Origin of the sequence: Pseudomonas caspiana, assembly GCF_002158995.1 — a bacterium.
GTDB lineage: Bacteria > Pseudomonadota > Gammaproteobacteria > Pseudomonadales > Pseudomonadaceae > Aquipseudomonas > Aquipseudomonas caspiana.
This window is the reverse complement of the sequence record NZ_LOHF01000001.1, coordinates 59,532-74,923: the sequence shown is the minus strand read 5'-3', so window position 1 is coordinate 74,923 and position 15,392 is coordinate 59,532. Positions and strand designations below refer to the sequence as shown.

At 58.4% G+C, this 15,392-nt stretch carries 10 protein-coding genes; 3 read left to right on the top strand and 7 right to left on the bottom strand.

Annotated features, from left to right (window positions below):
* Positions 1–206: 206 nt before the first annotated feature.
* Positions 207–383: a hypothetical protein gene (locus AUC60_RS27945; RefSeq protein WP_167384291.1), complete on the top strand. Its 177-nt coding sequence runs from the start codon at positions 207–209 to the stop codon at positions 381–383.
* A 9-nt stretch (positions 384–392) separates the two neighbouring features.
* On the opposite strand, the gene AUC60_RS00320 is transcribed toward AUC60_RS27945, so the two are convergent.
* On the bottom strand, positions 393–923 hold the full coding sequence (locus AUC60_RS00320; RefSeq protein WP_087263904.1) for an MgtC/SapB family protein: 531 nt from the start codon (positions 921–923) through the stop codon (positions 393–395).
* A gap of 186 nt (positions 924–1,109) precedes the next feature.
* Between AUC60_RS00320 and AUC60_RS00315 the strand changes: the two genes are divergently transcribed.
* Entirely contained in the window at positions 1,110–1,358 is a 249-nt protein-coding gene (locus AUC60_RS00315; protein WP_087263902.1) for a DUF3203 family protein, read from the top strand.
* Between the two features lie 153 nt (positions 1,359–1,511).
* Positions 1,512–2,942, top strand: coding sequence for a GntR family transcriptional regulator MpaR (mapR, locus tag AUC60_RS00310; protein WP_087264475.1), 1,431 nt, complete (start codon positions 1,512–1,514; stop codon positions 2,940–2,942).
* On the opposite strand, the gene AUC60_RS00305 is transcribed toward mapR, so the two are convergent.
* The 6 genes from AUC60_RS00305 to AUC60_RS00280 all read right to left on the bottom strand — a co-directional run bounded on the left by AUC60_RS00305 (position 2,939) and on the right by AUC60_RS00280 (position 15,307).
* Positions 2,939–3,688: an SDR family oxidoreductase gene (locus AUC60_RS00305; RefSeq protein ID WP_087263900.1), complete on the bottom strand. Its 750-nt coding sequence runs from the start codon at positions 3,686–3,688 to the stop codon at positions 2,939–2,941. The two genes, mapR and AUC60_RS00305, sit on opposite strands and share 4 nt — an antisense overlap.
* 300 nt (positions 3,689–3,988) lie before the next feature.
* The gene (locus AUC60_RS00300) at positions 3,989–6,076 is read right to left on the bottom strand and encodes a putative bifunctional diguanylate cyclase/phosphodiesterase (protein WP_087263899.1); all 2,088 of its coding nucleotides are present in this window, start codon (positions 6,074–6,076) and stop codon (positions 3,989–3,991) included.
* A gap of 234 nt (positions 6,077–6,310) precedes the next feature.
* A complete protein-coding gene (locus AUC60_RS00295) occupies positions 6,311–7,789 on the bottom strand; it encodes an efflux transporter outer membrane subunit (RefSeq protein ID WP_087263897.1) in 1,479 nt (492 codons plus the stop codon).
* Positions 7,786–10,893: an efflux RND transporter permease subunit gene (locus AUC60_RS00290; RefSeq protein ID WP_087263895.1), complete on the bottom strand. Its 3,108-nt coding sequence runs from the start codon at positions 10,891–10,893 to the stop codon at positions 7,786–7,788. The genes AUC60_RS00295 and AUC60_RS00290 overlap by 4 nt, the downstream gene beginning before the upstream one ends.
* Positions 10,890–14,000, bottom strand: a complete 3,111-nt coding sequence (locus AUC60_RS00285; protein ID WP_087263893.1) for an MdtB/MuxB family multidrug efflux RND transporter permease subunit — start codon at positions 13,998–14,000, stop codon at positions 10,890–10,892. The genes AUC60_RS00290 and AUC60_RS00285 overlap by 4 nt, the downstream gene beginning before the upstream one ends.
* Entirely contained in the window at positions 13,997–15,307 is a 1,311-nt protein-coding gene (locus AUC60_RS00280; RefSeq protein ID WP_087263892.1) for an MdtA/MuxA family multidrug efflux RND transporter periplasmic adaptor subunit, read from the bottom strand. The genes AUC60_RS00285 and AUC60_RS00280 overlap by 4 nt, the downstream gene beginning before the upstream one ends.
* Between the last annotated feature and the right edge of the window lie 85 nt (positions 15,308–15,392).

Sequence of the window (15,392 nt, the reverse complement as noted above, 5' to 3'; positions counted from 1 at the left end):
TCCGAGCGGTCCCCGACGGGAAAAGTTCAAAGAGGTTTGCAGTCCGGTCACGCATGACGACTGTCAGCTTAGACGCAGATCAGAGCCGCGCCCGCTAATCACTTGAGCCATCCGTGAATGCCTGCGGTCCAAAAACAGGCGTGTCCAGAAAATGTCACGTTGCAACCGTATTTGCCCTATGCATCCCCAAACGTAGAGGTGACTCAATGAGCATTCCTGTCCCAGCCGAAACACCTGATCCGATGATCGACGATCCAGCCTTGCCGGTGCCGCCCACCGATAAGGAGCCGCCATCGACCCCGCCGGAGGTAACCCCAGAGCCTATCGGCGACCCGCCACCCAACGAGCCGCCCGCGATTCTGGGTGAAGATTTTCCAGAGTAACGGTGCCCGTCAGGGTTTTTCCGAGCCGTCCTGTTTGTCCGGATTTTCTTCGGAAGGGTCGATTTTATTGACCACTATTGGCATCAGACTCAGGATCCCCAAGGCCAAAACGGTACTTAATACCGCCGTGGCCTCACGCCCCATACCCGCCGCGATTCCGATTGCGGCGGTCATCCATAACCCTGCGGAGGTGGTCAGGCCCTTGACCTGATCGGTGTGTTGCGCGCGATCCTTGAGGATCGTCCCGGCCCCCAGAAAGCCAATACCAGCGACGATGCCTTGAATCACCCGGCTCAGAGCAGCGTCGTCAGCACCCGACATGTCTGGAGCGAGAACAAACAGGGCCGCGCCCATCGCCACCAGCATATGCGTGCGTACACCTGCGGCCTTGCCCTTGTGCTCCCGTTCAAACCCCAGAATCCCGCCCAGCACGGCCGCAAGCGTGAGCCGCACTGTGATTCGGGTTAGTTGTGAGGCATCAGTGATATCGGAAAATTCGGATTGCAGCGTTACCCAGACTTCTTGCCACCATGCATTCATTGTTGCTCCTTGGGGAGGATCTTGAGGGACAAACCCGGCAGCTCCTGCAAAAGCTTCGCAGAGAGCCTGCACCCGGTATGACTTTCTGTAGGCAAATGGACAGCGACAAGCGGCAGGAGTGCTGAACTAACACTCAGTCGTCGGCAAGGTCGTAAATCAGGTAGTCCATGTGAAAAGGAGATCACCATGCCTTTGCTATTCGATTCGACCAACCAGCACTGTTCAGCCGAAATCGACGGGGTGCGCTACAGCAGTGTTACTGCTGACGTATCGATCACCACCAACGATGAAACCCATATGTCTGAAGCGGAGATTGATGGCGTCAAGGTGCCCATCACTGAAGCAGAAGCCGACGCCCTCACCCTCTACAGCGCCAAAGACTTGCGCCATCACACCGTGGACCGGGATGAACCGGGTACGCTGACAGTAATCTGACCCAGCAATACCCCATGGCCGGTGGTATCTGATCCGGTTTTTTATCGTTAAGCTGGCTCTGTTCTCAATACACCTGAACGCTCACCCTATCGCTGACTGTTTTAGTGATAGAGATGAGCGCCCAGGATGATCGAGCAGAGCCCGCGAGACCTCATGAAGCGCTACGAACAATACGCCGATAATATCGCCGAACTGATCAGAACCGGCGTGCTGGCTCCCGGGCAGCGCGTGCCCTCGGTACGCTATGCGAGTCAAACCCACGGCATCAGCCCATCGACCGTGTTTCAAGCGTATTACCTGTTGGAACGGCGTGGGTTGATTCGTGCCCGGCCGCGCTCCGGCTATTTCGTCAATGCCAAGGCGCTGGATCAATCCGGTCGCAGCTTCAGCGAACCGCTGACAGCCCCTCAGGTGGGTGAGTCCACTGAGGTGGATGTCAGCGAGTTGGTGTTCTCCGTGCTGGGCTCCATCAAAGACCCGAACACCGTGCCCTTTGGCTCTGCGTTCCCCAGCCCGATGCTGTTCCCGATGCAGCGTTTGTCACGCTCACTGGCCAGCGCGAGTCGGGACATGGACCCGCGCATGGTGGTCACCGACATGTCGCCGGGCCACCCGCAACTGCGGCGCCAGATTGCTCTGCGCTACATGGTCGGCGGGCTGATACTGCCCATGGAGGAACTGCTGATTACCAATGGCGCACTGGAAGCGCTCAATCTGTGTCTGCAGGCCGTCACGCAGCCCGGCGATCTGGTTGCCATCGAGGCTCCGGCGTTTTATGCCTGTTTGCAGGTCCTGGAACGCCTGAAACTCAAAGCGGTGGAAATCCCGGTCCATCCACGCGACGGGATCGATCTGGACATCCTGGCGCAGACGCTCCAGCGCCACCCGATCAAGGCGTGCTGGTGCATGACCAGCTTCCAGAACCCCACTGGCGCGCTGGTCCCTGAAGCGCGAAAGCGGTCGTTGGTGGAGTTGCTTCGAGAACATCAGGTACCGCTGATTGAAGACGACGTCTACGCAGAACTGTATTACGGTCCCCATGCGCCAAAACCGGCCAAGGCTTTCGATACCGAAGGTCTGGTGCTGCATTGCGGTTCGTTCGCCAAAAGCCTGGCCCCTGGTTACCGAATTGGTTGGGTAGCCGCCGGGCGTTATGCACAGAAAATCGAACGCCTGAAGCTGATGACCTCACTGTGTGCGTCAATGCCCGCTCAGGCGGCAATTGCCGACTATCTACAGCACGGCGGTTATGACCGACACCTGCGTAAATTGCGCTACGCCCTCGAGGATCAGCAGCGGGCGATGCTAGGCGCCATTGCCCGATACTTTCCGGGGCAGACCAGAGTCAGTCAGCCAGAAGGCGGCTATTTCCTGTGGCTGGAACTGCCGGAGCAGGTGGACTCGCTGCAAGTGTTCAAAACAGCGCTGGCCCAAGGAATCAGCATCGCACCGGGACCGATCTTTTCTCCGACCCGACGCTTTGGTCACTGCATTCGCCTCAACTATGGCGGCATCTGGAACGATGCATCGGATAAAGCCATGCAGACCCTGGGACGGATCATTCACTCGATGGTGACGAACTAGGAGCGGCCACCGCCGAGATCGATGAATGTACCGGTCGCATACGACGCCTTCTCCGAGAGCAACCAGACAATCGCTTCGGCAACTTCTTCGGCGACGCCGCCACGGCCCATGGGTATGCCGGGCTCCAGCTTGCTGACACGCTGCGGGTCGCCGCTCAAGGCATGGAAGTCGGTAAATATATAGCCTGGCCGCACGGCATTGACGCGTATGCCCTCGCCTGCCACTTCGCGGGCCAGACCGGTGGTGAAGGTGTCGAGCGCGCCTTTGGAGGCTGCGTAATCAACGTATTCGCCGGGTGAGCCGAGACGCGATGCCACCGAGGACACATTGACGATGCTGCCGCCTTTGCCACCGTGACGCGGCGACATGCGCAGCAACGCGTGCTTGCTGCATAGAATCGGACCGACCACGTTGGTCATCATCATTTTCAGCAGGCGGAACTCGGTCAGTTCTTCGACACGGGACGCATGAGCGACGGTTGCAGCATTGTTGACCAGATGGGTCACCGGCCCGAACTCAGCATCAACTCTGGCGAAAAGCCGGACAATTTCATCTTCGTTGCTGACATCAGCCTGAACGGCGATGACTGATGCACCCAATGCGCGGATCTGGTCACAGATCTTTTCGGCAACCTGGTGATCGGAAAGGTAGTTGATGCAGATCCGGTAGCCTTGCGCTGCTGCAAGCAATGCAGTGGCGGCGCCAATACCACGGGAACCGCCCGTGATGATGAGAACTTTATCCATAAATGTCTCCTGTAGAAGTACGCATGACGCTGATCAAACGAAACGCTGAAATGCTGAATTGAAATTGCATCCCCTGCAAAAACTGGCACCTTGCTGAATCCAGGCAACCATTCGATCTTTAGGTGCTCGCCGAGGACACGAGGTCCGCGAGGGCGGAGTGTCAGACATACCGTGATCGCTGGGTTCGTAACCTCGGTGAGCTACTGGGATGCGTCCAATCTGGAAAACTGCATTGTTTGATAAAAGCCAACCTTCACTGCACAGCAACGAGGTGTCAGAAACTGTTCGAAGATTACCAGTCTAGACCGCCAGAGCGGTAACGCCTCTGGCGGCGTCGATTTCAGCCATGAAGCGCTCGGGCGGCAGCGGATGGCCAAGCAGATAGCCTTGCAGGGAATCACACCCCAGCCGGGTCAGGAAACGCTGCTGGCGATCGGTCTCGATGCCTTCGGCGACGATCCGCAGATTCAGCGCCTGCCCCACCGCGACAATAGCGGAAATGATCGCCGCATCATCGCTGTCATGCTCCAGATCACGGACAAAACCGCGATCAATTTTCAGCTCGTTGGCGGGCAGCCGCTTGAGATACATCAGGCTCGAATACCCGGTGCCGAAATCATCAATGGACAGATCAACGCCCATTTCCGATAGCTGGCGCAGGACGGCAACGCTCGCGTCGGCGTCACTCATTGCGGTGGTTTCAGTGATTTCCAGGGTCAGGCTATTGGCGGGAAGACGATGACGTTCCAGCGCTTTCGCAACCGTGTCCACCAGACTGGAATGGCAGAACTGCAGGGTCGAAAGATTGACCGCAATGCGCCAGTCGTCATACCCCATGTCTGCCCAGATACGCATCTGTCGGCACGCTTCATCCAGGACCCACTCGCCGATACTCACAATCAGCCCGGTCTTTTCTGCAAGGCCAATAAAGGCGTCCGGCAACAACAGACCTTTCTGCGGATGATTCCAGCGCAACAGTGCCTCGGCACCGACAGGTTTGCCGCTGACGGCATCGAACTTAGGCTGATAGAACAGGCAGAAGTGTTTGTATTTGAGGGCAACACGCAGTTCCTGCAACAACTCCAGCTGATTGCGCGCGTTGGTGTTCATGCTGGCGTCGAAGAAGCTATAACCGTTTTTGCCGGCGGCCTTGGCGTGGTACATCGCAGCATCGGCGTTCATCAGCAGCTCTTCCTGACTCTGCCCGCACCCCGGATAAAGCGCGATGCCGATACTGACTGAGATTTGCAGCAGTTGATCGGCGATATGGAACGGCTGTGCAATCAGATTGACCTGTCGTGCGGCGATGCTCGGCGCATCATGAATATCTTCCACCTCCACCAGCAGTACAAACTCATCACCGCCGATGCGCGCCAATGTATCGCGGCGATGCAGATTGGCCCGTAAACGCAGCCCCACATCGCGCAGCAACTGGTCCCCGACATGATGCCCAAAGGCATCGTTGACCGGTTTGAAGCCGTCAAGGTCCATGAACATCAGGGCAAAGCAGCCGCCTCCGGTATCAATACGTTGCATAGCCTGATCAATACGCTCGGCCAGCAAAACCCGGTTAGGCAAGCCCGTCAGCGTGTCGTGCAGCGCTTGATGCGTCAGCTCGCGATTGAGGCTGATCAGGGATTGGGACAGCTCTGCGGTTCTGGCCTCAAGCCTTGCATCGAGAATTGACGTCAGCAACGTGAACGTCAATACCGCCAGGGTCGCCACCAACACCAGTGAGAACAGCCCGCTGAAGTGAATGCCGTCAGCGAGCGCGCCGCAGAAACTGTCATCGGAAAAGCTGGCGGCAGCCATCCCGGTGTAATGCATGCCGACGATCGCCATCCCCATTACCACTGCCGCAGCGCCACGGGCGAGCAGCACATGCGGGGTCTGTTGACGCAGCTGAAAGGCGATCCAGAGCCCGGCAGCCGAAGCCGCAATGGCAATCCCCAGTGAAGCCAGCACGGTGGCGGGCTCATAGGTTATCCCCGGATACATGCGAAGGGACGCCATGCCGATGTAGTGCATAGCGCTAATGCCTGCGCCCATGAATACTGCCCCCAACCCCAGCAATGACGCAGGCATTTGCGGCTGGCCGACCAGCCACAGGGCAAACCCTGAGGACAGAATGGCAATCATCAAGGACAGGCAGGTAATGGGGACATCGAAGGCCAGTTCGATAGGCAAATCGAACGCCAGCATGCCGATAAAGTGCATGGACCAGATGCCAACGCCCATGGAGCAAGCGCCACCAGCCATCCAGATGGCCGCGGCCCGCCCTTTCGCCGAAGCAATCCGCCCGGCAAGATCAAGGGCGGTGTAGGAAGCGAGGATTGCGACGAAAATTGAAACCAGCACCAACGAGGTGGAGTAACTGCCAATCAGCATGGATGACCGCGACCTGGATAAATGAGCGTATCCATGCCCAGTCAAAAACACGATTCTACCGTTTGTTCATTAGGGTGTGGCGGTCACTCGTCGAAAATATGGCGCATAGCCATCAACCAGAAGTATTCGATGTGATAAGTGTGAGCCAACGTGAAAGCTGTCGCTCCAGTGGGAGCAGAGCTTGATCGGATTCCAACTCAAGCTCTTCATGAATCACCGCAGCGAAATCAGTCCCTACTCTTTACCCGCCTGAATATCCAGACCATTCTGCGCGTTCCAGCCACCGCCCAGCGCAGCGATCAGTTGAACACTGGCAATCAGACGGCTTTGCAGCAAGGTCAGCACGCTGCGCTCGTTGCTCAGAGCGGTGGTCTGAACGTTGACCACGTCCAGATAACCGATCAGCCCCGCCTTGTATTGATTGTTGGTGAGGCGCAGCGACTCACGGGCTGCATCCAGGGCCTCTGCGCGCACGCTCGCTTCGTCTTCATAGACTTTGAGCTGGGTCAGGTAATTTTCCACTTCCTGGAAACCAGTCAGAACAGTCTGTCGATACTGCGCCACCGTCTGATCGTAGACCGCTTCAGTGCGGTCGACTTCGGCCGAACGCTGACCGCCGTCGAACAGCGTCATCGCCAGTTGCGGACCGACCGACCAGAAACGGTTGGGCAAAGTGATCCAGTTGGAGAACGTGCTGCTGCTGTAACCGCCGCTCATGCTCAGGGTCAGGTCCGGGTAATACGCCGCCTTGGCGATACCGATGTTGGCATTTGCCGCCATCACCGAGCGCTCGGCAGCCGCGATATCCGGTCGACGCTCAAGCAACTGCGAGGGCAACTCCAGAGGAATCGCCGGCAACGCCGGTATCGATGTGGTTGCCGCCAGATTGAAATCCGCCGGTGCTTGGCCCATCAGCACGGCAATCGCATTCTCGAATTGCGCCCGCTGCCAGACCAGATCGATCAGATCGGCCTGGGTACTTTTCAGTTGGGTTTGCGCTTGGGCCACTGAGTCACGCCCGGAAATTCCGGCGCGGTATTGATTCTGGGTCAGCGTCAACGAACGCTGGTACGCCTCGACTGTGGCCTCCAGCAGACGTTTTTGCTCGTCAATCACCCGCAACTGCAGGTAGTTCTGCACCAGCTCCGATTGCAGGCTCAACTGCATGGCAGCAAGGTCGGCAAGACTTGCCTGAGCACTGGCGGTATCGGCTTCCAGCCCGCGGCGCAACTTGCCCCAGATATCCGCTTCCCAGCTGACACCCAACTGGGTGTTGTAGGTGTCACGAATACCACTGCTGGAACTGCTCAGGCTTGAACTGCTGCTGCCCGTGCCCTGGCTTGAACGGGTCTTGCCAGCGGACAAATCCAGCGTCGGGAAGAACGCTCCGCGAGAACTGCGCACCAGCGCCTTGGCCTGACGATACTGCGCCTCGTACTGGGCGACTGTCTGATTGGAGCTGTTGAGCTTTTCTACCAGCCCGTTGAGCTGCGCATCGCCGTAAATTTCCCACCAGGCTCCTCGGGCAATCGCGTCACTGGGCGTGGCCTGGGTCCAGCCTTCTGCTGCTTTGAACTGAGCAGGCGTCGCCATTTCAGGCTTTTGGTAATCCGGGCCGACCGCACAGGCGCTCAATAGCGCAACACACAACGCCAGGCACAGCGTGCGTCCAGGCCGGTGCTTGAAGGGTTTGATCTTCTGCTGTGCAGTCATAGCGGAGTTTCCAGAGCGGCATCGGTGCGCACGCCACGCCATTTGTTGAAGCGATGACGTAAACGGTCGAGATAAAGGTAAACCACCGGGGTGGTGTAAAGGGTCAGGATTTGGCTGAAGACCAGACCGCCAATGATGCACAGACCCAATGGACGACGCATCTCTGCGCCATCCGCTGTGCTCAACAGCAGTGGCAAGGCGCCGAGAATGGCCGCCATGGTTGTCATCAGAATTGGCCGCAGACGTTGCAGGCAGGCAGCGCGAATCGATGCCTCCGGCGTCATGCCACTGTCGCGCTCCAGTTGCAGCGCCAGGTCGATCATCATAATCGCGTTTTTCTTCACCACCCCGATCAGCAAAAACAGCCCCAGTAGCGAGATCAGACTGAACTGCGAACCCAAGACATAAATGCTGAGCAAAGCCCCTACCCCGGCCGACGGCAACGTGGACAAAATCGTGAGTGGGTGAATGTAGCTTTCATAAAGGATACCCAGCACCAGATAGACCGCCAGTAACGCCCCAAGGATCATCCACGGTTGGCTCTTCTGGGTTGCGGCGAACGCATCGGCAGTGCCGGCCATTTTGGCAATGACGTCCGACGGCAAGCCGACTTCAGCGACGGCGCGCTCAATGGCGACGGTGGCCTGATCGAGGCTGTAGCCTTCGGCCAGATCAAACGAGATGTTCTCCGAAGCGAACTGCCCGTCATGGGAAACCGTGTCATCGGCGAGGCTGCGTTCATAGCGAGCAATGCTCGACAGCGGCACACGATTGCCGTCAGCGGTAATCACCTGAACCTGTTCAAGAGTGGCAGGATCCTGAGCAAACTTTGGATTGACCTCCATCACCACTTTGTACTGGTTGAGACTGTCGTAAATAGTCGACACCTGACGCTGGCTATAGGCGTTGTTGAGCACAGCGGTGACCATGTCCATATCGATGCCCAGACGTTTGGCGGCATCGCGATCGACTTGCAGGGTGACTTGCTGGGCACCGCGTCCTTCGCGGGCGTCGATGGCGGTCAGCTCCGGCAGTGACTTGAGCGCAGCGACCACTTTGGGGTACCACTGACGCAGTGCATTGAGATCGCCGCTTTGCAGGATGTACTGATACGCCGAAGTGGTCTGCTCCCTGCCGCCCCCCAGCTGCAGATCCTGATCAGGGGACAGGAATACCCGCCCGCCTGGCACTTTGGGCATTTCCTTGCGCAAGCGCTCCACCACCTGCTCGGCGGTGAGCTTGCGCTCCGAGATGGGCTTGAGGCGTACCAGCATGAATGCGTTGTTGGTGCCGTTGGTGCCGCCGATGAAGCCTGCCACTGTGTCTACGGCCGGGTCGGCAAGAATCGCGTCGCGGAATATTTCCATTTTGGGTTGCATGACCGTAAACGACAGCCCATCGTCCCCCCGCACGAAGCCCATCAGTTGCCCGGTGTCCTGGGTTGGCAAGAATGTCTTGGGCACCACGACATACAACGCGACGTTCACCACCACCGTCACCAGCAGACTGAACAGCGTCAGACGTCGATGGCGCATCACCCAGCCCAGACTCCGGTCGTAGCCCTCGACCATGCGATCGTTGACCCGGCTGCTCCAGCGCTGCAACTTGTTCTCGCTGCCCGGCACATGGGGCTTGAGCCAGCGCGCGCAGAGCATGGGCGTCAACGTCAAGGACACCAACAGCGAAACAATGATCGACGCCGAGAGCGTGATCGAGAACTCGCGAAACAGGCTTTCCACCAGTCCGCCCATGAACAGGATCGAGATGAACACCGCCACCAGCGACACGTTCATCGCCAGCAAGGTGAAGCCAACTTCTTTGGCTCCCAGGTACGCCGCCTGCATCGGGGCGAGCCCCTTGTCGATGTGTCGGGAAATGTTTTCCAACACCACAATGGCGTCATCGACCACCAGCCCGGTGGCCAGAATCAGCGCCATCAGCGACAGGTTATTCAGGGAAAACCCGTACAGGTACATAATCGCGAAGGTGCCCACCAGCGACACCGGCACGGCCAGCGTCGGAATCAGCGAGGCCCGGAAGTTGCCAAGAAACAGGTAAACCACAAGGATTACCAGAATGACGGCAATCAGCAGCGTCATTTCTGCTTCGTGCAGCGTCGCCTTGATGACTGGCGAACGATCCAGTGCCAGATTCAGTGTGGCGCTGGCGGGCAATACGGCTTCCAGCGCTGGCAACTGTGCCTTGATCTGCGCGACGGTCTCAATGATGTTGGCCCCCGCCTGCCGGTTGATCACCAGCAGCACCGCCGCTTTTTTGTTGAAGAAACCTGAGTTGTAGCGGTTCTCGACGCCATCGCTGACCTTGGCGACGTCCTTGAGGCGCAACGCTGCGCCATCCTGATAACGAATGATCAGCGACTCATAATCCGAGGCTTTTTCCAGTTGGTCGTTGGCCTGTACTTGCCAGTTGTACTTGGAGTTTTCCACCGCGCCCTTCGGACGACGCACGTTGGCGGCGTTGATTGCCGTACGCACCTCATCGAGGGACACGCCGTACTGATCAAGCAATTGCGGCTCGAGTTCGATGCGCACCGCTGGCAACGAGCTGCCGCCGATCTGTACCTCGCCCACTCCGCTGACCTGGGACAGGCTTTGGGAAAGAATGGTCGACGCCAGATCGTAAAGCTCACCTTTTTCCAGCACCTCGGAGGTCAGCGACAGGACCATGATAGGCGCCTGGGACGGATTGACCTTCTTGTAGGTCGGCATGCTGCGCATGCCGCTGGGCAACAGATTGCGCGAGGCATTGATCGCCGCCTGCACTTCTCGCGCCGCGCCGTTGATGTCGCGATCCAGATCAAATTGCAGGATGACCCGCGTAGAACCCTGGCTCGAACGACTGCTCATGGTGTTGATACCGGCAATCGAACCCAGTGAACGCTCCAGCGGTGTAGCGACACTGGAGGCCATGATCTCGGGGCTGGCCCCCGGCAAACTCGCGGACACCACGATGACCGGGAAATCCATGTTTGGCAGCGGTGCCACTGGCAGCAGGCCGAAGCTGACACCGCCGAGCAGCATGATCGCCAGGCTCAGCAGCATGGTTGCTACCGGCCTGCGTATGAAGGGACCGGACAGGTTCATGCGTCAGCCTGCTCCAGACGTGCATCAGCGTCCGGTTTACGGCCCCAGCGACGTCCCATGCGATCAAAGTACAGGTAAATCACCGGCGTCGTGAACAGGGTCAACACCTGGCTCAACATCAAGCCGCCGACCATCACCAGACCCAACGGTTGACGCAGTTCTGCGCCGGAACCGCTCGCCAGCATCAACGGCACAGCGCCAAACAAAGCCGCCATGGTGGTCATGAGAATCGGCCGGAAACGTAGCAGCGCTGCTTCGTAAATAGCCGTTTCAGGATCCACGCCCCGGTTACGTTCGGCGTCGAGGGCGAAGTCGATCATCATGATGGCGTTTTTCTTGACGATGCCGATCAACAGGATGATGCCGATAATCGCGATCATGCCCAAGTCGTTGCCACTGATCAGCAAGGCCAACAAAGCACCGACGGCTGCCGACGGCAGGGTCGACAGAATGGTGATTGGGTGAATGTAGCTCTCGTACAGCACACCCAGCACGATGTACATGGTCACGACCGCCGCGAGGATCAGCAGCAAGGTGCTGGACAACGATGCCTGGAAGGCCTGAGCGGCACCCTGGAACTCGGTCTGCACGCCAATTGGCATACCGATGTCTTTTTCGACCTGCTGAATAATCTCGACGGCGGCGCCCAGCGCCACATCAGGCGCCAGATTGAAAGACATCATGACGGCCGGGAATTGCCCCATATGCGCAATGGCCAGTTGCGCCTGACGCTGTTCAACTCGCGCCAGACTCGACAGTTTGACCTGCGCACCATCGGTAGTCTTCACGTGGATCTGATCAAGCGCCTCAGGCCCCAGCTCGCTAGCCGTGGCGGCCTGCAACACCACCCGGTACTGGCTGGCCTGAGTGTAGATCGTCGAAATCTGCCGTTGGCCGAAAGCGTCATACAACGCGTCAGTGATATTCGCTACGGTCACGCCCAGCCGGCTCGCCGCATCCCGATCGATTGCCAGATAGACCTGCAAACCCTTGTCCTGCAGGTCACTGGCGACGTCAGTCAGTTCCGGGCGCTTGCTCAACGCATCCACCAGCCGCCCGCTCCACAAGCTCAGCAGCTCGGCGTCCGGGGACGACATGCTGAATTGATACTGGGTACGACTGACCCGGTCTTCGATAGTCAGGTCCTGTACCGGCTGTAGAAACAGTCGAATACCGGACAGCTTGTCCAGTTGCGGCTGCAAGCGCTGGATAATCTGCGTTGCGGTGACATCCCGCTCACCGTGGGACTTCAGGTTAATCAGCAGACGACCGCTGTTAAGCGTTGCGTTATCGCCATCAACCCCAATGTAGGAGGAAAGACTGGCCACGTCAGGGTCTTGCAGAATGATCTTCGCCAAAGATTGCTGGCGTTCGCTCATGGCGGCGAAGGAAACCGATTGCGGCGCCTCGGAGATGCCCTGAATGACGCCGGTGTCCTGCACCGGAAAAAACCCTTTGGGCACGACCATGTAGAGAAAAACGGTCAACGCCAGAGTGCCAATCGCCACCAGCAAAGTCAGCGGTTGATGCTTGAGCACCCAGCGCAACTTGTTGCCGTAGGCCTCAACCAGCCAGTCCAGCCAGGCACCGCTGGCACGATAGAAGCGGCTTTGATCTTCTTCCTTGGGTTCACGCTTGAGCAACCGGGCACACATCATCGGCGTCAGCGTCAGCGAAACCACCAGCGAGATCAGGATCGCCACTGCCAGGGTGATCGCGAATTCACGGAACAACCGCCCCACGACGTCAGCCATGAACAGCAGGGGAATCAACACGGCAATCAGCGAAATGGTCAGCGACACAAGGGTAAAGCCAATCTGCTTCGCGCCCTTGAGCGCCGCCTGCATCGGCGTTTCGCCTTCTTCGATATGCCGCGAGATGTTTTCCAGCATGACGATGGCGTCATCGACCACAAAGCCGGTGGCGATGGTCATGGCCATCAACGTCAGGTTGTTGACCGAAAAGCCCGCCAGATACATCACCCCGAAGGTACCCACCAGCGACAGCGGTACGGCAATCGACGGAATGATCGTCGCACTGAAGCGACGCAAGAACAGAAACGTCACCAGGACCACCAGCACGATGGCGATCAGCAGTTCGTGCTGCACGTCTTTGACCGAGGCCCGGATCGTCTGCGTGCGATCCGTCAGTACTGCCACATCGAGGCCCGCAGGCAAATTGTCAGTGATGCTCGGCAGGAGCGCCTTGATACGATCCACGACCTCAATCACGTTCGCACCCGGCTGGCGCTGGATGTTGAGCAACACGGCCTGATTTTCGTTGGCCCAGGCCGCGAGACGCTCGTTCTCGGCACCATCAACAATTTCGGCCACATCCTTGAGTCGCAGCGGTGCGCCGTTGCTGTAGGCCAGAATCAGATTGGCGTACTCCTCAGGAGATTTGAGCTGATCGTTGGCATCGAGCATCGAAACCCGGGTCGGGCCGTCGAAGTTACCCTTGGGCTGGTTGACGTTGGACGCACCAATCAGTGTGCGTACATCCGCCAGGTTCAGGCCATTGGCTGCCAGCGCATCGGGGTTGACCTTGATCCTGACCGCCTGACGTTGACCACCGGCAATGCTGACCATGCCGACGCCGCTGATCTGGGAAATTTTCTGCGCCATGCGCGTATCGACCAGATCGTTGAGTTTGGGCAACAACATGGTCTTGGAAGTAATCGCCAGAGTCAGGACCGGGGTATCAGCCGGATTGACCTTGTTGTAGACCGGGGGCGCGGGCAAATCCGTGGGCAAAAGATTGGTCGCGGCGTTGATCGCCGCCTGTACCGACTGCTCGGCCACATCCATGTTCAGATCAAGACTGAATCGCAGGGTGATCACCGACGCACCACCAGAACTGGTAGACGCCATCTGGCTGAGGCCCGGCATTTGCCCGAATTGACGCTCCAGCGGTGCTGTTACCGCACTGGTCATGACTTGCGGACTGGCGCCTGGATACAGCGTCATCACCCGGATCGTCGGGTAATCGACTTGCGGCAGCGCCGAAACCGGCAGCAATTTGTACGCGATCAAGCCGGCCAACACGATGGCCAGCATGCTCAGGGTCGTCGCGACCGGACGCAGGATGAACAGTCGGGAGATGTTCATGCGCGCGTGCTTTCCGCCTTGCCTGCCGACGCCGACTCATCGCTGTTCTTGCCCGGCTTGCCCTGCAATTGCTGACCTGGGGTACTCGGTACGTCTTTGCTGTCGCTGACCACCTCTACCGCAGCCCCATCGCGCAGGCGGTCGGTACCTTCAAGTACAACACGATCCCCGGCCGCCAGTCCTTCGCTGACAACCGTCAACTGTTCATTGTTGGCACCCGTCTTGAGCACCCGGATCTTGACCTTGTTGTCGCCATCCATCGCGTACACAAAGGTACCGTTGGTGCCGAACTGAATTGCTGCCGTCGGCACCAGTACCGCCTGCTTGAGGGTATCGGCCAGCAGATGCACGTTGACGAACTGGTTAGGGAACAGCACTTCATTCTGGTTATCGAAGCGGGCCTTGAACTTCAAGGTTCCGGTGGCCACATCGATCTGGTTATCGAGACTCGCCAGCACGCCTTGGGCCTGCTGCTTCTCATCGCCACGGTCCCACGCTTCCACCGGCAGCTTGTCGCCACTGCGATAGCGGGAAATCACTGCCGACAGGTCTTTCTCCGGCAGTGTGAACGCAACGGTAATGGGCTTGGTCTGGGTGATGATTACCAGCGCGGTGGTGTCGTTGGCCGCCACCAGATTGCCGACGTCCAGTTGTTTGAGGCCAATGCGACCAGAAATCGGCGCACGAATCCGGGTGAACTCAAGATTGAGCCTGGCATCCCCCACGGCCGCCTGATTGGTCTTGATCGTGCCCTGATACTGATTGACCAGTGATTCGGCAGTATCCAGGGTCTGTTTGGCGATACTGTCTTCGGCGTACAAACCACGGTAGCGCTGCACATCCAGTTGAGCATTCTTCAGCAATGCCTGATTGGTCGCCAACGTACCTTCAGCCTGCTGCAAGGCAATCTGATAACTGCGCGGGTCGATCTCGGCCAGCAAATCCCCGGCCTTGACCATCTGCCCTTCCTGAAAGTTGATCTTGACCAGTTCGCCCGCCACCCGACTGCGCACGTTGATGGTATTCATCGCCGTCACAGTGCCAAGCGCTTTGTAGTAAATCGGAAAATCACCCAGCACCGCCGGGGCTACCCGTACCGGTACGGCAACGGTCGAACCGCCAAAGCCCGGGCGCGCCATGCCGCTTGAGGCCGTACCGCCGGTTTTGCCGTGTGCGGCGTCTTTGCTCGGTGCAGATTTCGGCCATAACCACCAGCACAAACCGACGATTATCAGCAGGACCAAAAGACTGATGAGCCAGCGACGAGAACTACGGGGGCCAGACGATTGCATGAATAAATCAACCATTGCGGATGGGGCTTTTCAGGAGGCTGAACAATAAGCACAGATGCGTGACAAGCAAAGCGCCTTTACCGGCAATTTACCTTGTCAT